This window comes from Streptomyces zhaozhouensis (assembly GCF_900230195.1).
In the GTDB taxonomy this organism is placed as follows: domain Bacteria; phylum Actinomycetota; class Actinomycetes; order Streptomycetales; family Streptomycetaceae; genus Streptomyces; species Streptomyces zhaozhouensis.
In genome coordinates this window covers 361846-379437 of sequence record NZ_OCNE01000004.1, presented here as the reverse complement: position 1 = coordinate 379437, position 17592 = coordinate 361846, and the positions used below count along the sequence as shown (strand labels likewise).

The 17592-nt window shown below is 72.1% G+C and carries 17 protein-coding genes; 1 reads left to right on the top strand and 16 read right to left on the bottom strand.

Features of this window, described 5'->3' with window-relative positions:
• Positions 1 to 146: 146 nt before the first annotated feature.
• The 6 genes from CRP51_RS09775 to CRP51_RS09750 form a co-directional block, all read right to left on the bottom strand.
• Positions 147 to 1688, bottom strand: a complete 1542-nt coding sequence (locus CRP51_RS09775; protein ID WP_097230634.1) for an AI-2E family transporter — start codon at positions 1686 to 1688, stop codon at positions 147 to 149.
• A 241-nt stretch (positions 1689 to 1929) separates the two neighbouring features.
• Entirely contained in the window at positions 1930 to 2631 is a 702-nt protein-coding gene (locus CRP51_RS09770) for an aggregation-promoting factor C-terminal-like domain-containing protein (RefSeq protein ID WP_097230633.1), read from the bottom strand.
• A 556-nt stretch (positions 2632 to 3187) separates the two neighbouring features.
• Positions 3188 to 4501 (bottom strand): RNA 5'-3' helicase PhoH2, encoded by a 1314-nt coding sequence (phoH2, locus tag CRP51_RS09765; RefSeq protein ID WP_097230632.1) that lies wholly within the window; start codon positions 4499 to 4501, stop codon positions 3188 to 3190.
• A gap of 326 nt (positions 4502 to 4827) precedes the next feature.
• Positions 4828 to 5604: an isoprenyl transferase gene (locus CRP51_RS09760; RefSeq protein ID WP_097230631.1), complete on the bottom strand. Its 777-nt coding sequence runs from the start codon at positions 5602 to 5604 to the stop codon at positions 4828 to 4830.
• Positions 5605 to 5879: 275 nt separating this feature from the next.
• A complete protein-coding gene (locus tag CRP51_RS09755; RefSeq protein ID WP_245880482.1) occupies positions 5880 to 6653 on the bottom strand; it encodes a prepilin peptidase in 774 nt (257 codons plus the stop codon).
• Positions 6654 to 7375: 722 nt separating this feature from the next.
• Positions 7376 to 7918 (bottom strand): DUF1990 domain-containing protein, encoded by a 543-nt coding sequence (locus CRP51_RS09750; protein WP_097230630.1) that lies wholly within the window; start codon positions 7916 to 7918, stop codon positions 7376 to 7378.
• 84 nt (positions 7919 to 8002) lie between these two features.
• On the opposite strand from CRP51_RS09750, the gene CRP51_RS29405 reads away from it, so the two are divergent.
• Positions 8003 to 9895, top strand: a complete 1893-nt coding sequence (locus tag CRP51_RS29405; protein WP_097230629.1) for a serine/threonine-protein kinase — start codon at positions 8003 to 8005, stop codon at positions 9893 to 9895.
• Positions 9896 to 9898: 3 nt separating this feature from the next.
• On the opposite strand, the gene CRP51_RS09740 is transcribed toward CRP51_RS29405, so the two are convergent.
• The 10 genes from CRP51_RS09740 to CRP51_RS09695 form a co-directional block, all read right to left on the bottom strand.
• Positions 9899 to 10648, bottom strand: coding sequence for an OmpA family protein (locus CRP51_RS09740; RefSeq protein WP_097230628.1), 750 nt, complete (start codon positions 10646 to 10648; stop codon positions 9899 to 9901).
• A 46-nt stretch (positions 10649 to 10694) separates the two neighbouring features.
• Positions 10695 to 11294, bottom strand: a complete 600-nt coding sequence (locus CRP51_RS09735; RefSeq protein WP_097230627.1) for a hypothetical protein — start codon at positions 11292 to 11294, stop codon at positions 10695 to 10697.
• Positions 11295 to 11331: 37 nt separating this feature from the next.
• The gene (locus tag CRP51_RS09730; RefSeq protein ID WP_097230626.1) at positions 11332 to 11856 is read right to left on the bottom strand and encodes a hypothetical protein; all 525 of its coding nucleotides are present in this window, start codon (positions 11854 to 11856) and stop codon (positions 11332 to 11334) included.
• A 62-nt stretch (positions 11857 to 11918) separates the two neighbouring features.
• The gene (locus CRP51_RS09725; RefSeq protein ID WP_097230625.1) at positions 11919 to 12119 is read right to left on the bottom strand and encodes a hypothetical protein; all 201 of its coding nucleotides are present in this window, start codon (positions 12117 to 12119) and stop codon (positions 11919 to 11921) included.
• 373 nt (positions 12120 to 12492) lie between these two features.
• On the bottom strand, positions 12493 to 12831 hold the full coding sequence (locus CRP51_RS09720) for a hypothetical protein (RefSeq protein ID WP_097230624.1): 339 nt from the start codon (positions 12829 to 12831) through the stop codon (positions 12493 to 12495).
• 157 nt (positions 12832 to 12988) lie between these two features.
• Positions 12989 to 13630, bottom strand: a complete 642-nt coding sequence (locus tag CRP51_RS09715) for a hypothetical protein (protein WP_097230623.1) — start codon at positions 13628 to 13630, stop codon at positions 12989 to 12991.
• A gap of 109 nt (positions 13631 to 13739) precedes the next feature.
• Positions 13740 to 14042 carry a WXG100 family type VII secretion target gene (locus CRP51_RS09710; protein ID WP_097230622.1) on the bottom strand — a complete coding sequence of 101 codons (303 nt, stop codon included), beginning with the start codon at positions 14040 to 14042 and terminating at the stop codon, positions 13740 to 13742.
• Between the two features lie 107 nt (positions 14043 to 14149).
• On the bottom strand, positions 14150 to 15037 hold the full coding sequence (locus tag CRP51_RS09705) for a DUF5936 domain-containing protein (RefSeq protein ID WP_097230621.1): 888 nt from the start codon (positions 15035 to 15037) through the stop codon (positions 14150 to 14152).
• A gap of 220 nt (positions 15038 to 15257) precedes the next feature.
• The gene (locus tag CRP51_RS09700) at positions 15258 to 16214 is read right to left on the bottom strand and encodes a type II secretion system F family protein (RefSeq protein WP_097230620.1); all 957 of its coding nucleotides are present in this window, start codon (positions 16212 to 16214) and stop codon (positions 15258 to 15260) included.
• 2 nt (positions 16215 to 16216) lie between these two features.
• Entirely contained in the window at positions 16217 to 17557 is a 1341-nt protein-coding gene (locus CRP51_RS09695; protein ID WP_097230619.1) for a TadA family conjugal transfer-associated ATPase, read from the bottom strand.
• Between the last annotated feature and the right edge of the window lie 35 nt (positions 17558 to 17592).

Genomic DNA, 17592 nt, shown 5'->3' with positions numbered 1-17592 from the left:
AAACGCTCCCGCAACCCCGCAAGATCACCTTCAACGGCCACGGTCCTCGCAACTCCCACAGATCGCGGGTGTTGCGAGGACCGTTAGAACCCAAGCTCCCGGGAGGCGGCCTCGACGTGTGTGCGAACCGGTGGACCGGCCGTCGGCTACGGGCGCTCGCGCGGCCCGCCGTCCTCGTCGTCCGGCCGGGGGGACGCGTCCGACCGCGGCGGCTCCTGGCCGGCGGCGCCGGGCTGCTCACGGGGCAACGGTGCCTGCACCGGCGCGAGTTCCGCGACCGTGGCGCCGCTGCCGTCGAAGCCTGCCCTGCGGTCGGCCTCCTCCTGGTAAGCCCGGAGGTAGCCGACCACCGTGTTGACCACCGCGACCAGCGGCACCGCGACCACGGCGCCCGGGATGCCGGCGACCATCGAACCGGCGGCCACCGCCAGCACCACGGCCAGCGGGTGCACGCGCACCATCCGCCCGAGGATGAAGGGCTGCAGCACGTTCCCCTCGATCTGCTGGACCAGCAGGACCACGCCGAGGACCAGCAGCGCGTCCACCATGCCGTTGGTGACCAGTGCGACCAGCACGGCCAACGCGCCCGAGGCGATGGCACCGACCAGTGGCACGAACGAGGCAAGGAAGACGATCACGGCCAGGGGTACGGCCATCGGCACGTCGATGACGAACAGCCCGATGCCGATGCCGATGGCGTCGATCATCGCGACTATGACCGTGCCCCGGACGTACCCGGTCAGCGCGATCCAGGCCCGCGGGCCCGCGCCGGCGACCGCGGGCCGCGCGGCCCTGGGCACCAGCCGGAGGAACCACTGCCAGACCCCGCCGCCGTCGTAGAGGAGGAAGAGCACCACGAAGAGCGTCAGACCGGCGCCGGTAAGGAACTGCACGGCGTAGTTGACGCCCTCCAGGCCGGCGGAGGTCAACTCGTCGCTGTGGCTCCTTATCCACTCGTTGATGTCCTCGACCCACTGGTCAAGGTTCTCCTCGGTGATGTCGAACGGCAGCTCAAGGACCCAGTCGCGCAGCTCCTCGATGCCCTCCTGCACCTGGTCGACGAGTCGGTCCGAGTTCTCCAGGACCTGCCAGACCACGAACCAGCCGGTCAGCCCCATGACGCCGAAGCCGCCGAACGCGGTGATCGCCGTCGCCGCGCCGCCGCTGACGCCCAGTCGCTTCAGCCAGCCGACGAACGGCTGGAGCAGCGCGGTGATCAGCAGCCCCGCGGCGAACGAGATGACCAGCAGGCTGACCGCGCTGACCACCTGGATCAGCACCCAGATGACGGCGGCCAGCACCAGGGTGCGCCACGCCGCCTCGGCCGCGACCCGCGCGCCCCAGGGGATCGCGGCCGCCGGCTCGGGACGCTCGGGGATGGGCGCCTCGTCCGCCCCGCCGCCGCCCCCGTCGTCGCTACCGCCCCCCTCGGCCGGCGGCGGGTAGAGCGGCGGGCTGCCGGCCAGCACGGCACGGCGGGCCCTGGCCTCCACGGGCTCCCCCGCCGGCTCGGCGTCCTGGGGCTTCGCGGCGCGATCGCGCGCCGACGGATAGCCCGCGCCCACGACGCCCTGCTCCCCCGCCTCCTGCTCCCTCCGCTCCTGTTCGCGTTCAGCAGCCGCACGGAAACCGGAGACGCGCGACACCGTGCGCGAGACCCCGTTCCTCAGCCGACCCAGACGTGACATCAGGCTCCTCCGCCCCCTTTTTCACCGCAGTGCGCGGGAAGACGTTACCGCGCGGCGGCGACAGTCGGGCCGCGGGCCGGGGAATGCGCCTCGCTTCCCCACGGCGCGCCCACCCGGCCCCCACCGCTCCCCCGCCGGAACGACGAGATCCCCACGCCGGCCGGCGTGGGGATCTCGTGAGCGTGTCGACGCGGGCGGTGCCGCGGGTCGGCTCGTTGTCCAGCTGGTCAGTGCCCGCTGGTCAGTACCAGTTGTTGGCCTGCCAGAACTCCCAGGCGCCACACGGGCTGCCGTAGCGGCTCTCCATGTAGTTGACGCCCCACTGGATCTGGGTGGCGGGGTTGGTCTGCCAGTCGGAGCCGGCCGAGGCCATCTTGGAGCCCGGCAGCGCCTGCATCAGACCGTAGGCACCCGAGGAGGGGTTGGTGGCCGTGTGGTCCCAACCGCTCTCGTGGTCGACGATGTTGGAGAAGCACTGGAACTGGTCGGCGCCCACGATCTGCCGTGCCAGGGCCTGGATGTCGGCCTTGGAGTACGACGACTGGGCGGGGGCCGAGACGGCGGCGCTGGCGGCCTCTGCCTCGGCGGCGGCCTGCTCGGCGGCCTCCCGCTCGGCCTCCTCCTGGGCTTCCCGCTCGGCGGCGGCGCGGCGCTCCTGCGCGCTCTCCGCGGCGGCGACCCGGGCGGCCTCCTGCGCGGCGCGAACCACCTCGGCCTCGGCGGCGGTGGACTGCGACTCCGCCTGCTGGTTCAGCGACGCGGTGTGCAGCTGGGCGTTCGTGCCAGCGGGTATCTCAGCGAGCAGTGTCGCGTCCGCCGCAGCAACCTCGATGTCTCCGGCGGGGCTCTGCTGATCCCCGGAGGCGACACCGACAGCGGCGCCGACGCTGGTCACCGCGGTGGCCGAAGCCACCGCGAATCCCCGGACCGAAATCCCGGTCACACGGTTTCCTTCCGACATCGCCCACGCGAACGACCACCTGGGCGCAATCGTGCCCCTGACACGGGCCTCCCCCGGACTGTCCGGTCGGAGGCGCTGGCCCGGTCGGGATCCTCCCGCGGAGGCGAGGGGACCCACATGGTGCTTCGGGCGGCATACGGCGCGCGACTGTTCAGTTGTGTAAAACGCTGTCCCTGCGGGGTCCTTGGTGGACTCCGCTGCCGTATGCGGGGCCTGACAGACGCACACACTGCCGGAGACGGCTACCGCGAAGCAATTCGGTCCTCTGTGGGAAAGCTCACATGCCTTTGGCCCTTGTCAGCGCGGGAATTCCCCCAAACGGCCCACCACCTGCGGCTCCGCATCACGGGGAGATCACGGAGAGAGCGAAAGACGCCCGACCGCCCGCCCCCTCGCCGGGACTCGGCCCGCCGAAAAGGCCGGCGCACCCGCCGCCTTTCGGCGGGTGCGCCGGGGTTGTCCGTGACAGCGGGAACGGACGGGGAACGGCCGTTATCGACCGTCGACGCGGACCGCGCCGCCGCCCCGCGGGAGCCGTCTAGACCCGCCCCTCCTCCAACATCTCCGTCACCAGCGCGGCGATCGGGGACCTTTCGGAACGGGTCAGCGTCACATGGGCGAAGAGCGGGTGCCCCTTCAGCTTCTCGACGACGGCGACGACCCCGTCGTAGCGGCCCACCCTGAGGTTGTCGCGCTGGGCGACGTCATGGGTGAGCACCACGCGCGAGTTCTGCCCGATGCGGGAGAGCACGGTCAACAGCACGTTGCGCTCCAGGGACTGGGCCTCGTCCACGATCACGAAGGCGTCATGGAGGGAACGTCCCCGGATGTGGGTCAGCGGCAGCACCTCCAACATGCCCCGCGCCACCACCTCCTCGATGACCTCGCGGGTGGTCACCGCCGAGAGCGTGTCGAAGACGGCCTGGGCCCACGGGTTCATCTTCTCGGCCTCGGTGCCCGGCAGATAGCCGAGATCCTGGCCGCCGACCGCGTACAGCGGCCGGAAGACCATCACCTTGCTGTGCTGCCGCCGCTCCAGAACGGCCTCCAGGCCGGCGCAGAGCGCCAGCGCCGACTTGCCCGTGCCGGCGCGTCCTCCGAGGGAGACGATGCCCACGTCCGGGTCGAGCAGCAGGTCGAGCGCCACGCGCTGCTCCGCGCTGCGGCCGTGGATGCCGAACGCCTCGCGGTCGCCGCGCACCAGCCGCACCCGGCCGTCCGCCGTGACCCTGCCCAGCGCGCGCCCCTTCTCCGAGGAGATCACCAGACCGGTGTGGACCGGGAGGCCGGCCGCCACCGGGTCGGCGACCGGATCGGCCACGCTCTCCTGCGCGAACAGCTCGTCCACGGCCTCACCGCCCAGGGTGACCTCGGCCAGCCCCGTCCAGCCGTCGGCGTCCGTGATGGCCAGCTCGGCGCGGTACTCCTCCGCCGCCAGCCCCACAGAGGATGCCTTGATGCGCAGCGGCAGGTCCTTGGAGACGACCGTGACGTCGTGTCCCTCGGCCTGGAGGTTGCGCGCGACGGCGAGGATGCGCGAGTCGTTGTCCGCGAGACGGCCACGCTCGTTGAGCATGGCGGGCGGCAGGATCGCCGGGTCGGAGTGGTTCAGCTCGACTCTCAGGGTGCCCCCGAGGTCCCCGATGGGGAGGGGTGTGTCGAGCCGGCCGTACCGCACCCGGTAGTCGTCGAGGCGCCGCAGCACCTGACGGGCGAAGTACCCGAGCTCCGGGTGGTGCCGCTTCGCCTCCAACTCGGAGATCACGACAACCGGCAGGACCACCTCGTGTTCATCGAACCGGGTGAGTGCCGCGGGATCGGCGAGCAGGACGCTGGTGTCGAGGACATACATGCGCCGGTCGTGAGTGCGCTTCTTGCTGATGGCCACGGGTGGACGAACCCCCTCGGATGAGGTGCGGGAATCGCGGCGCCCTGGGCGCCGGGGTTCTGACGGCCGGCCCTGGCCCGCACGCACGGGCCCGGTGCCGGGCCTGGTCCATGTCCGTGGTGCGCAAACGGGCCTCCCGGCGGACCACGCCCACGCGCGGTCCGCGGTGAATATGCCCGCCCACCGCCCCTCTCATGCGACCGCACGCTCGGACGCGTGAGCGATTCACCCGCCGTTCGGCGGCACGGCGACGCGCCGTCCCCGGCGCGCCGCCTCCCGTGACGTTCCGCTCAGACGCCGTACCTGCGGTGCCTCGCCGCATAGTCACGCAGCGCCCTCAGGAAGTCGACCTTCCGGAACGCCGGCCAGTACGCCTCGCAGAAGTAGTACTCCGAATGGGCACTCTGCCAGAGCATGAAACCGGAGAGCCGCTGCTCCCCGCTGGTCCTGATCACCAGGTCGGGGTCCGGCTGTCCCCGGGTGTAAAGGTGCTCCGAGATGTCCTCGACGCTCAGCCCCTCGGCGACCTCGGCCAGCGCCTGCCCCTCCGCCGCCCGCTTGGCCAGCAGCGAACGCACCGCGTCGGTGATCTCCTGCCGACCGCCGTAGCCCACCGCGACGTTGACCAGTATCCCCTCGCGTGCGCCCGCCAGCTCCTCCGCCTCGCGCAGCACCTTCCTGGTGCGCTCGGGCAGCGCCTCGACCGCGCCCACGTGGTTCACCCGCCAGCGGCCGTCCTCGGCCAGGTCACGCACGGCGCCCTCGACGATGCCGAGCAGCACCTCCAGCTCGGCCGGCTCGCGGTTGAGGTTGTCGGTGGAGAGCAGCCACAGCGTGACCACCTCCACGTCGGTCTCCTCGCACCAGCCGAGCAGGTCACGGATCTTGGCGGCGCCCGCCTCGTGCCCCTGCCGGGTGGTGCTGCCGGCGGCCTTCGCCCAACGGCGGTTGCCGTCGAGGATCACGCCGATGTGCTTGGGGCCGCCGTCGGTGTCGAGGCGCCCCTCGACGCGTCGGGCGTACAGCCTGACCGCCAGCCGCCTCAGGGTCTTGTGCAGCTTGTTCATCGCCTCTGACTCCAGCCCCTCCGTAGGCCCGCGTGTGCCGGGAACTCTACTGCCGCGCGGGACGCCCTCCGCACCAACTGGGCCTCGACGAGGGGCATCCGGCCAACCGGCGCCGCCTCGCCTGGGCCCCAGGCCGGGGGCACGACGAGCCCCCGGAGCCGGGACGCGGCGGAAAAGAAAGCGGGCCGGTCCGTGGGGGGGGTTACGGACCGGCCCGAGGGGGGGTTTCCACCGTAACGCATCACGCGACGAGGTGCCCCGCGCCGGTGACGGATTTACCCGGCGAGTCCGCCGACGGCCAGCGAAACCAGCGCACCCAGCGCCATGAACGGGCCGAACGGGACGGCGGTCCGCCGGCTCGCCCGGCCCGTCACCATCAGGACCAGCCCGTAGCCGGCAGCCAGCGCGAAGCCCACGAAGGTGCCGAAGAACACGTGGTCCCAGCCGTACCAGCCCAGGATCAGCCCTATGGAGGGGGCCAGCTTCACGTCGCCGAAGCCCATGCCCCTCGGGTTGACGAGAAAGAGGACGAAATAGACGACGGTGAGCACGAGCGCGGCCAGCAGCGCCCTCGGCCAGCTGCCCTCGGCCCCGGGCAGCGGGGCGCATATCCCCAGGCCGACGGCCAGCCCGACGGCGAGCGGCAGCGTCAGCACGTCGGGCAGCCGCTGCACCGCGAGGTCGACCGTGGCCAGCAGCACCAGCGGCGGGACGGCCAGCAGCCAGACGACCAGCTCGGGACTCGGCCCGGCGACCGCGGCCAGCACCCCGCAGCATCCGGCGGTGACCAGCGCCAGCCGCAGCGGCGAGGGTCCGTGCCGGGGCGCTCCCTCGGCGAGGCAGCCCTGGCACCGGCCCCCGCCGACCCAGCCCCGCCAGCCCCGGGGCCGCGTCCGCCTCGAAGACCCGTCGGGCGGCCCCGCCACCAGCGGATGCCCGGCCGGGCAGGCGTCGCGCCACGGCTGCTCGGGCTCGACGGCCAGCCGGTAGCCGGCGCGCACCAGCAGCGGACCGGCCAGCGCGCCCAGCGCGAGGGCCAGCACGACCAGCGAGGCGGCGAGGGAGAACGAGGGCGGCGCGGCGAGGAACGAGGACGCCGAGAGCCAGGGGGGCGAGGAAGCAGAGGGAGGGGAGGGAGGAGAGGACGGGGACGACAGCGACAGCACGGGCCGAGCGTACGGCGTGGTGCCTCCCCCCGGCCGGAAGACCTGTGGACGGAGAGACCGACAAACAGAAAAGCCGATGAGCGGCTGGGGATCACCGGGTCGACCGCGCCGAGCGGGCCCCGATCGCCCCGGATCCCAGGCGGGTCGGTCCGCCCAAAGGGGGGAAGGGGCAGACCGACCCGTCAGGTGGGGCAGACCGGAGCGGGGGGGGGTGGCTCACGGTCCGCCCGGCCAGCCGCCGCCGGGGTGGGAGAGGCGGCGCTGGCGCACAAGGTGTCAGCGACTGCCAACACGTGAGAACCATACCGCACGGCCCTGGGACCAGCCCCATGGGAACAGCGTCGGAGTGCAGTGGGGACATGGGGTGAAACGGTTTAGTGCACTGCCCCTGGGACGTTCACCGGATCACCCGCCGCGCGTTCACAGGACCGTCCCCCGGGCATCGGGTTTCGGCCACGCGCGTGGCCGGGAAGGACAGGCCGGGCCCCTCCCGTTCCGCCGGGGCGAGGGGCGGCGCCGACCCGCCGGTCCCGTTCAGCCGCCGGTCCCGTTCAGCCGCCGGGCGCGGCGGGTACCCGGCGTTCCCGTTCAGCCACCGGTCCCGTTCAGCCGCCGGGCGCGGCGCCGAGCCGGCGCAGTACGCGGCCGTAGCGACGGGCGACCGCGCGGCGCGCCAGGCGGCCCAGAGGGCCCGCCGCCCGCATGTACCAGGCGGCGGGGCGGCTGATCGCCGTGACCGTGAACGTGACCGACCCGTCGGCGTCCCGTTCCAGCACGAACGCCTCCTCCCCCGACTCGGGGTGGCCCGCCAGCGTGCCGTAGGCGAAGCCGACCCGGTCCCGTTCCGTCACGCACCACACCACCCGGCAGGGGGCGCGCAGCCCCAGGCGGCGGGGGCCGAGGACCACCGTCGCCTCGACCCCGGGGGCCGCGCGCGGGGTGTCGCGGGCGACGGGAACCCAGGCCGCGCGGTGCATCCGCCAGTCGAACAGGGCCTCGCCGGCCGCCGCCCACACCTCGGGCCCCGAACCCAGCGGGGTGCGCGAGCGCAGCCGGTGCCAGCCGGCCGGAACACGCCCCCCTTCGGCGTCACGGGTGATCCCCACCTCGCGGTAGCTGAACGGAGCGCGGAACGGTTCCTCGGACAAGCGGACTCGTCACCCCTCGTTGCCGGTTGAGAACAGACACCTCCTACCATGCACGGTACCGTCGTCGGTTTCAGGGGGCCCTCCATGGCAGCGCAGCACGAGCCGTCGCAGTTCTCTCCGTTGGGTCCCTCCGATCCCCGCCAGGTCGCCGGCTACCGGCTGGTGGCCAGGCTCGGTTCCGGCGGGATGGGAAGCGTGTACCTCTCGTTCACCCCCGGCGGTCAGCCGGTCGCGGTGAAGGTGGTGCGCGGCGAGTTCGCCGACGACCAGGCGTTCCGGCGGCGGTTCGAGCACGAGGTGCGGGCGGCGCGGCAGGTGCAGGGCGTCTACACCGTTCCGGTGCTGGACAGCAACACCGAGGGCGCCGCGCCGTGGCTGGCCACCGCGTTCGTCCCCGGGCTGTCGCTGCACGAGGTGATCGGGCAGCACGGGCCGCTGCCCGCGCAGACGGTGCTGCTGCTGGTCGGCGGCGTCGCCGAGGCGCTCCAGTCGATCCACGCGGCCGGGATCGTGCATCGCGACCTGAAGCCGGGGAACGTGCTGCTGAGCGGCGACGGCCCCAAGGTGATCGACTTCGGGATCGCCAGGGCGGCCGACGTGTCGGCGCTGACCGGTACGGACGTGCGGGTGGGCACGCCCGCGTTCATGGCGCCGGAGCAGATCACCGGGGCCTCGCTCACGCCGGCGGCGGATGTCTTCGCGCTGGGCATCGTGGCCTTCCACGCGGCGACCGGCGCCCACCCGTTCGGCGAGGGCGCGCCGCACGCCATGATGTACCGGATGGTGCAGGAGGAGCCCCAACTGGGTTCCGCTCCGGAGGCGTTGCAGGGGCTGATCGGCGCCTGCCTGGCCAAGGACCCGGCGGCGCGGCCGACCCCGGCGCAGATCATCGAGGGCTGCCGGGCGCTGTCGCCGGGGCAGACCCTCCAGCGCGGCGAGAGCTGGCTGCCGCCCTCGGTGGCCGCGGCGGTCGCCGTGCGGCGCAACGCGTCGCTGCCGGCGCCCGAGGCGCCGATGGGTGCCGGGCCCGCGCCCGCGACGCCCCCGCCGGGGCAGTCGACGCCGCCGCCTCCCCCGGGCCCGCCGGCGACCCCGCCGGCCACGCCGGCCACGCCGCCCCTGGTGACCAACGCGCCGGGCACGGCCGGCGAACCGGACGCCGCGGCGCGGCAGCAGGCGGCGCGGGGGCGGCGGACCGTCGTCCTGCTGGCGGCCACGGCGCTGGTGGCGGCGCTCGCGGGCGCCGGCCTGGCCATCAAGTTCGCCGGCACGGAGGCCGCCTCCACCAACCCGGAGGCGAACGACGGCGAGTCCGGGGGCGCGTCGAACGGCGACGGCGGCGACGACGGGGCGGACGACGCGGGGAACCCGCCGGGAGACGCCCCGGAGCAGGACGACGACGACGGCGGGGACGACTCGGACGACGACGCCGGCCCGGACGCGGGCAGCGGGGCGGAGCCCGACCCGGACTCGGACTACACGCTGGTGGAGAGCGGGGTGAAACTGGACGTCGTGGCGCCGGTCTTCACGCGGGACACCACCAGCAACTCGGACGGCCGGTGCATCGGTGGCAACATCACCGAGGTCGACCTGGACGATCTGAGCGTGGGCAACGGCTTCGGCGCGGTGGGGCTGCCACCGGCGAACGGGCCGGAGTTCGTCTATGTGTACTGCGAGGACCAGGGATTGATCGACCAGGGTATCGAGTTCCACCCGCAGAGCTTCGTGGGGCAGATCGACGATCCGAACCTGTCGCCCGAGGACTGCTACGAGGCGGCCCACGCCGCGAATCTGCCGCCTCTGATCCCGATCGACGACATCTGGGAGGACCGCACGCTCAGGGAGGGCACCGGACTCTGCTTCGAGACCCCGGAGGACAACGTCGTACTGCTGTGGATCGACCGGGTGACGCCGCAGCCCCACAACAAGGAACTGCGGACCTACCTCACCACGGCCACCCAGTGGAGTCCGAAGTAGCCGTCACCCGCCGGTGGGCCAGGAGATCTCGACGCGGCGGTTCTGCTGGCGTCCCTCCTCGGTGTCGTTGTCGTAGAGCGGGTAGTCCTCGCTGTATCCCCGGACGTTGAAGTCGATCGTGTCGGGGTCGCCGATCATCTCCAGCAGCACGAGGTGGGTGTTGCGCGCACGGTTCTCCGACAGGGTGACGCCGTTCTCGTAGGAGCCCAGGTCGTCGGTGAACCCGAAGATGTTCACCGTCGACGGCTGGTACTCCTCGATGGCCGCGGCGACCTCGGTCAGCGCCTCCCGCGACTCGTCGGTGATCTCGTCGCTGTTGCGGCCGAAGACGACATCGGTCTGGAGCGTGAACTTGTGCTGCCCGCTGGTGCGCTCCTCGCGCTGCTCGCCCCCGCCGTTGGGCTCCTGCCCCTCGTCGCCCTCCTCCGGAGGAGTGGTCGGCTCCTCGGGAGGCGCGGTGTCCTCGGGCGTCTCCTCCTGCTCCCCGGAGTCGTCGGGCTGCCCTCCCCCGACGTCCTCGATGATGAACTTCACGTCCAGGACACGTGGTTCGGCAAGGGTCGCCCCGTCGGTGAGCATCAGTCCGGACGCACTGGGGTCGATCTCGGGAGGCGCCGGCGCCTCGTAGCCCGGCGGCTGTTCGACGGCTTCCACATCGTCGTCAGCCGCCGCGAGGGGCACGCCGAACGCCCAGACGGCGACGGCGGTCGTGGCGACCACGGCGACCTGGCCGTGGCGGCGGTACGCGTGCATCTCTCGGCCTCTCAGGGGCTTCGGGTGTCCGGCGCTGCGCGCCGGATCAGCGGATCTCGACGGTGGCGGGCGGCATCTGACCGATCTGGAAGTCCACTTCGGTCGTGCCGGGGTCGGGTTCGGGGAACTGCGCGAACCAGGTCGCGGTGTCGCCCGCTTCAAGGTGCAGGTCGAAGTTGGTGCAGAGGCAGCGGCCCTCGGTGTCCCGGAGAATCAGGTAACGCTTGCCCTCCTCCCTTGCCGTGATGACAGCTCCGGCCATCGAGAAGTCGTTACCCGCGAGCTCGCGTTCCGCACCCGCCCAGGCACGCGAACGCCAGTCGTCACCGCCGCCGTTGTGCAGGGTGCCCTCGACGGTGAGGAAGCCTCCCGACTCGCGCTGCGCCTTCGTGATGGTGAGCGTGATCTGCTCCTCGCCCGTGACCTCGGCGAGCACCTGCGGCCCCTGGTCGCCCTCTCCCTCGTCCCCTCCAGCACCGTCGTCCTCCGACGGGTCCCCCTCGGGGGCGCTGTTCTCTCCGCTCGGGTTCGACGCCGACTCGTCGTCGTCCCCGCCACCGCTGCAACTGGCGACCGCGATCACCAGGGCTGCTCCCAGCGCGACAACGATCAGAATAAGGCGCGATTTGTTATCACGGAGATCCATCGGACGCTAATCCTTTACCTGTCAATAAAGAACGAGATCATTCTTCCAAATGAACGGCGAACATGTCTCTGGCTTCCGGAAGTTCGTCGTCGTCGCCGGGGTCGAAGGACCAGTCGCGGTCGTCCTCACAACCGAACTCGATCCGGTCCTCCTCCTCCGAGACGAGGCGACAGAGACCACCGACCACCGCCGTCGCCTCGGCCTCCGCGTACTCGTCCGACGTGGCGGGGATGAGAGAGTCCCCCACGGGCTCCAACGTCCGCACCCGCACGGTGTAGCGGAGTCCCTCGGCACTCGGTTCACAGGCGATGACTTCGGCACCGTTGCGCTCGGCCAGTCGGGGCGCCGCCCGGGCACAGGGCGCGCCTGTCAGCGATCCTCCACCGTCGATGATGTCCTCCAGATCCGCGTCCTCGTCGTCGAGAGCGTCCTGGAAGTCGCCGTAGAGCTGGTCCCTCGCCTCGCGGGCGGCAGCCAGAGCGGCCGCGTCCGCGGCGGACTGGCCACCGCTCCGGGTGACGGCGGCCTGGGCGAAGACGAAGAAGAGAAACGCCGCGGCCAACAGACCGGTGACCAGCCAGAGGTACAGAGGGAAGAGCGCCCCCCTGGAGTCGGAGAGTAACGTCAGCCCAGAATATCGCCCACCGCGTCGGCGACCGCGTCCGCGATATCGTTCTGAATGTTCAACGACACCACCGCCACCACCACCGTCGCGATCAGCAGCAGCAGGCCCGCGTACTCGACGAAGCCAGCGCCGCGGTCGCCGGTGTGAGGGCGGAACCGTGCGTGGATGGTGTGTCTGACATACGACAGCAGCCTGCTCATGGCGTCCCTCTCCTCCGGCTGACGCCGGCTCAGCCGGGCCTGGTGCGGCCCCGCCCCTCCAGGTACCACGGTAGCGCGGGGAAGAGGGTGCGGATGTCCGGAGCTGGGGGCAACTGCGCTCCGGTGGGCGTCCGTTGACTGCTGGACACACCGTGCCCGACCCCCTCCCGCAGGCGAACCAGTACAGCTTTCGGCACTGACTGTGCCACATCCGGTGCCTGGCGGTCAGCGAGATCGCGGCCCTCGCGAGGGCGGCCGGTGACAACACGCTGGGCACCGGGCATGGAAGGTCGTGCCCACCCCGGTAGCGGACCAAACCGGGCGGGTCGGTCACAGGTGGGGAACGCCCCGCCGGGGGCGGGGCGCCACCCGGTCAGACGGCCTGCTGGTCGCCGCCGCTGCCGCCCTCGCCGCCGCTGCCTTCCTGGAGGCTGCGCGCCAGCTCGTCCTCGTAGTCGCTGACCGTGGTGATCACGGTGTCGGTCATCTCGGCGAGGCCGGTCAGCTGTTCGCTGATGTCGCTGCGGCCGTCCTTCCAGCCGCTGACGAAGTCGTCCAGCGCGCTGACGACCCGGTCGTCGCCGAAGGAGTCGTTGTACTGGTCGAAGGTGTCGCCGGTCCTGTTCATGTACTCCTTGACGGAGCGCAGTTGCGGCGCGAACTCCTGGAGTTCGGCGAGCGGGATCGCGAGCCTGTCTTCACTTCCGGACACGAGGTGCCCCTCCCCTCCCTGGTCCTGAACCCGGTCCTGTTACCTGGTCCTGCACACCGCACCCCGAGCCGCCAGGCCCGAGGACACGGAACACCGAGCCGCCGCGCCCGGTGGCGCGGGCCCCGCGCCACCGGGCCCGCCGCTCCTGCCGGCGCCCTCAGGCGAAGCGGAACGTCGAGGTGATGGCGTCGAACACGTCGAAGAACGAGTCGGCCAGGTCGAGCACCTGGCTGCTCCCCGAGACGAGCGCCACCGCCTGCTGGTCGCCCGGCACCGGGATGAACGTCTGCATCAGCACGGCACGCGCGGTCCTGCTGTCGTTGGGCACCTTGATGTCCTCGACGCCCTTGGTGCGGGCCACCCGGCCGACGTCGGGGATGTCGATCACCGACACCTCGCGCCAGGCGTCCCCCGGCTTCTTCGCCTCGCGGTTCCCGAGCTGGCCGATGATCGCCGCCGGGTCGGTGGGGAGGATCTCGCCGGACGAGGTGCGCGCGCCGATCAGGGAGACGGTCACGGTCGCGGTGATCGGCGGGCCGTCGCCGAAGCTCTGGGCCATGCAGCCGCAGTAGACCGAGCCGTTGTCCCAGGCGTGCTTCGCCTGCTTGCGCAGGAAGCCGGCGATGACCTCGCGGTGCTCGGCCATCTCCGGGTTGGCGCGGACGCGTTCGTCGACCATGCGACGGATGCTGTTGTCCCTGGTCTCCGGCCTGAGGTCGAACTCCCACCACGAGTCGGGCACGTTGATCCGAAAGCCCTCCCGCTCGACGGTGACGGCATCGACCCACTTGTCGGTCACGACGTTCGCTCCCCTCAGACCCCACACCCACGCGCCCCGGCGACGCCCTCGCCCCGGCCCCGGCGCCCGGTGGCCCGCGGTGCGCGGGCCACCAGCAGCCTACCCGTGGCTATTCGCGCAACCCCTCTTCCAACTGCCGGTCCAGGTCGGCGTAGCCGTCGGCCGCGCCGTCCAGGAAGTCGGCCATCCCCTGCAACGCCTCGACGGCCTCGCGCGCGCCCGTGTTGAACTCGTCGTAGGACTGGTCGAACGCGATGGACGACGCCGAGGTCACATAGCCGTCCCTGACCAGGTCCTGGATATAGGTACGCAGCGTCTGGAGCTTGGCCAGGATCTCGTCCTTGGCCTCCAGCAGATGGTCCGCCGCATCGTGCATGTCCTGATATGTGACATCGATGTCGCCGTCAGCCATGAGGCACCCCCTCCCTGACGAGCCTACGCGGTGGCCCGCCGTGATTCCTCCACGAGTTGGTAACAGCGGCCCGACCGGCGCGCAACCGCGCCCGGACCGCCGGTCGTTCAGCGGCCCAGCACCTCGCCGAAGTCCGTGCCGGAGCCGAGGATCATCCCGGTGACGATGATGATCATGGTGGCCGGCACCATGAAGACCAACGTCGCCAGCGTCGCCTTCGGTATCGCCCTGGCCGCCCGGCGGCGCGCGTTCTGGGCGTCGGTGCGCCGCATGTCGTGGGCGATCTGCACCAGCGTGTCGGCGATCGGCGCGCCCAGCTCCTCGCCCTGCTGGAGGGCGGTGACGAACTGGTTGACCGGCTCGGAGTCGTTGCGGCGGCGCAGCGCGTCGAACGCCTCGCGGCGCGAGACGCCCATGTCCATCTGACGGAGGGTGATCTGGATCTCGTCCGCCCACGGGCCCTGGTAGCGGGCGGACACCCGGTCGAGCGCCTGGCGGAAGCTGAGCCCGGCCGAGACGACGACGGCCAGCACGTCGAGGAAGTCGGGGAGCGTGCGGTCGATCACCTCGCGCCGCTCGCGCACGCCCTGCCAGATGGTGGCGTCGGCGGCGAAGGCTCCGAAGGCCAGGCCGAAGAGCGCGAAGAGCGGGAAGTCGGCGATGACGAAGAACAGCGCGGTCCAGAGCCCGAAGACGCCGTAGACGGCGCGCCTGGCCGCGTAGCGGTCGACGGTCAGCCCTCCGGGGTGCCCGGCGAGGTCGATCTGGCGGCGCTTGCGGTCCACGGCGGCGCGGCCCATCAGCCGCAGCACCAGCGGCGCGAAGCGCATCCCCAGGCGGTCGACGGCCGAGCCGCCGGCGGAGACCCGGGTGGAGCCGATCTCCAGCGCCAGCGCCAGGTCGGCGGGGAGCGGCGTGCCGGAGCGCATCATCCGGATCGCGGCGACGACCCCGAAGACGGCGACCCCCATCACCAGGCCGAGCAGCAGTGCCATCGCGCGCCCTCCCTCGACTCGTCACCCGCACCGGACGGATTCCCTGACGGGCCCGCGGCGCACGTCAGTTCACGCGGGAGCCCGGTCAACGCGCCGTCCGCGCCGTCCGCGCCGTCCGCGCCGCCCCCCGCCGCGTCCCCGCGCCCACGCGCGCCGTTCACACGTCCACGCACGCCCTCCGCGCGCCCACGCACGCCGTCCGCGCGCCCAGCCGTCGCGTTCACACGTCCACCCGCCCGAACCGGCGGACCACCACGAAGCCCACCACGTAGAGCCCGAGCGAGACCAGCATGGCGATCTGCCCGCCGGGACTGCCGGTGACACGGCCCAGCGCGCCAGGGGACATGCTGTTGATCATCAGCAGCGCGCCGAGGCCCAGCAGCGGGATGGTGACGGCGGTGGCGTTGATCTCGGCGAGCATCGTCTTCACCTCGCGTCGCGTCTCCTTGCGCTCCTCCAGGGTGTCGACGAGGTTGCGCAGCGAGGAGACGATGGTGCCGCCCGCGCGGTTGGCCAGCACCAACGTGGTGACGAGCACGGTGAGTTCACGCGAGGGCAGCCGCTCGCCCAGCTCGCCCAGGGCCTCCTCCAGCGAGCGGCCGATCGCCAACTGATTGGCGACGGTGGCGAGTTCCGCGCCCGCCGGGTCCTCCATCTCCTCGGCGGCCATGGAGAGCGCGGTGCGCATCGCCAGGCCGGCCGCCGTCCCGTTGGCGATCAACCGGGCCAGCTCGGGAAGTTGGCTGATGAATCGTTCGGTGCGCTTGGCGCGCTGCCAGTTGAGGAACGCGTTGGCGCCCCAGAGCGCCACCAGCCCGAAGACCGGGCCGAAGAACGGCGCCAGCACCACGGAGGCGATCACCCAGAGCGCGACGACCGCGCCCAGCACATAGGCGGCGTACTCGCCGACGCTCAGCTCAAGGCCGGTGGCCTGGAGCTTCAGCCGCAGCCTGGCGCCGAGGCCGGTCGCGCGCAGCCGGCGGTCGAGCCGGTCGAAGCGGCGGCGCCTGGCCCCGGTCGGCGGGGCGAGGCCGGCCGTCTCGGGGGCGGTGTCGGCCAGCCGGTTGAGCAGCTCGCGCTGCCGGGCCCGGCCGGAGCCGTAGAGCCGCAGACCGGCGACGCCGCAGGTCAACGCGAGCAGCGTGAGGCCGAGCGCGAGCAACGACAGGTCGCTCATGGTCAGTTCGCCTCCCGGACGGGCAACCAGGCGTCCGCCGTCAGCACGCCGAACGCGGGCGGGATCGACTGCCCCGCCAGGTGGAGCCTCCTGGCCACCGACTCCGGCAGCGGATGGTGCCGGAAGTGGCCGTGGACACGGCCGTCCTGCCCCATCGGCTCGGCCGCGAACTCGCCGACGGTGGCGATCCTGAACGCCTCCCTGCCGTGCGAGGCCAGCACCGCGACCTCGGAGATCCGGCGGCTGCCGTCCGGGTGCCGCACCAACTGCACCAGCACGTCCACGGCGCTGTTGATCTGGTCGCGCAACGCCTCGAACGGCACCTGGAGTTCGGACATCGAGGCAAGCGTCTGGAGGCGCAGCAGGGCGTCCTCGGCACTGTTGGCGTGCACGGTGGCGAGCGAGCCGTCGTGACCGGTGGACATGGCCTGGAGCATGTCGAGGGTCTCGCCGCCCCGCACCTCGCCGACGATGATCCGGTCGGGGCGCATCCGCAGCGAGTTGCGGACCAGGTCGCGGATCGTGACCTCGCCCTTGCCCTCGATGTTGGGCGGGCGGGACTCCAGGCGGATCACATGGCCCTGCTGGAGCTGGAGTTCGGCCGCGTCCTCGACGGTGACGATCCGCTCCCCCTCGGGGATCAGGCCGCTCAGCGCGTTGAGCAGCGTGGTCTTCCCCGAGCCCGTGCCGCCGGAGACGATCACGTTGAACTTGGCCCGCACCAGGCCCGCCAGCAGCGTCAGCAGATGCTCGTCGAGGGTGCCGAAGCCGATCAGCTCGGGGAGGGTGAAGGCGCGGGGGAAGCGGCGGATGGTGAGGGTGGCGCCGGAGAGGGAGAGCGGCGGGATGATCACGTTGACCCGCTCGCCGGTGGGCAGCCGGGCGTCGACCATCGGGTGGGACTCGTCCACGCGGCGGTTGACGGCGGAGACGATGCGCTCGATGGTCTGCATCAGCTGCTCCTCGGAGGCGAAGCCGAGCGGCAGCCGCTCGACGCGGCCGGAGCGTTCCACGTAGATCTGGTCGGGTCCGTTGACCATGATCTCGGTGATCGACGCGTCCTCCAGCAGCGGTTCGAGGATGCCGAGGCCGAGGGCCTCGTCGACGACCCTGCGGATCAGCAGCGCGCGCTGCTGGGTGGACAGGACGGGGCCCTCGCGGCTGAGGATGTGGCCGAGGACCCGCTCCAGCCGGTCCCTGCGCTCCGTCAGGTCGAGCGAGGACATCTCGGCGAGGTCGATCTCCTCCAGCAGCTTCGCGCGGTAGGTGGCGACCAGCCGACCGTCGCTCAGGCCGCTGGCGGCCGGCTGGTCGGGGGCGTGCACGCGGGAACGCAGGCCCATCGAGCGCTCCTTCACCTTGGTTCGCACCTCCGTCG

Excerpts from the sequence above, each read along its gene's own strand:
- CRP51_RS09775 (WP_097230634.1), bottom strand. The coding sequence starts at position 1,688 with ATGTCACGTCTGGGTCGGCTGAGGAACGGGGTCTCGCGCACGGTGTCG.
- phoH2 (WP_097230632.1), bottom strand. The coding sequence starts at position 4,501 with ATGTATGTCCTCGACACCAGCGTCCTGCTCGCCGATCCCGCGGCACTC.
- CRP51_RS09760 (WP_097230631.1), bottom strand. The coding sequence starts at position 5,604 with ATGAACAAGCTGCACAAGACCCTGAGGCGGCTGGCGGTCAGGCTGTAC.
- CRP51_RS29405 (WP_097230629.1), top strand. The coding sequence starts at position 8,003 with ATGGCAGCGCAGCACGAGCCGTCGCAGTTCTCTCCGTTGGGTCCCTCC.
- CRP51_RS09740 (WP_097230628.1), bottom strand. The coding sequence starts at position 10,648 with ATGCACGCGTACCGCCGCCACGGCCAGGTCGCCGTGGTCGCCACGACC.
- CRP51_RS09735 (WP_097230627.1), bottom strand. The coding sequence starts at position 11,294 with ATGGATCTCCGTGATAACAAATCGCGCCTTATTCTGATCGTTGTCGCG.
- CRP51_RS09725 (WP_097230625.1), bottom strand. The coding sequence starts at position 12,119 with ATGAGCAGGCTGCTGTCGTATGTCAGACACACCATCCACGCACGGTTC.
- CRP51_RS09710 (WP_097230622.1), bottom strand. The coding sequence starts at position 14,042 with ATGGCTGACGGCGACATCGATGTCACATATCAGGACATGCACGATGCG.
- CRP51_RS09705 (WP_097230621.1), bottom strand. The coding sequence starts at position 15,037 with ATGGCACTGCTGCTCGGCCTGGTGATGGGGGTCGCCGTCTTCGGGGTC.
- CRP51_RS09700 (WP_097230620.1), bottom strand. The coding sequence starts at position 16,214 with ATGAGCGACCTGTCGTTGCTCGCGCTCGGCCTCACGCTGCTCGCGTTG.
- CRP51_RS09695 (WP_097230619.1), bottom strand. The coding sequence starts at position 17,557 with ATGGGCCTGCGTTCCCGCGTGCACGCCCCCGACCAGCCGGCCGCCAGC.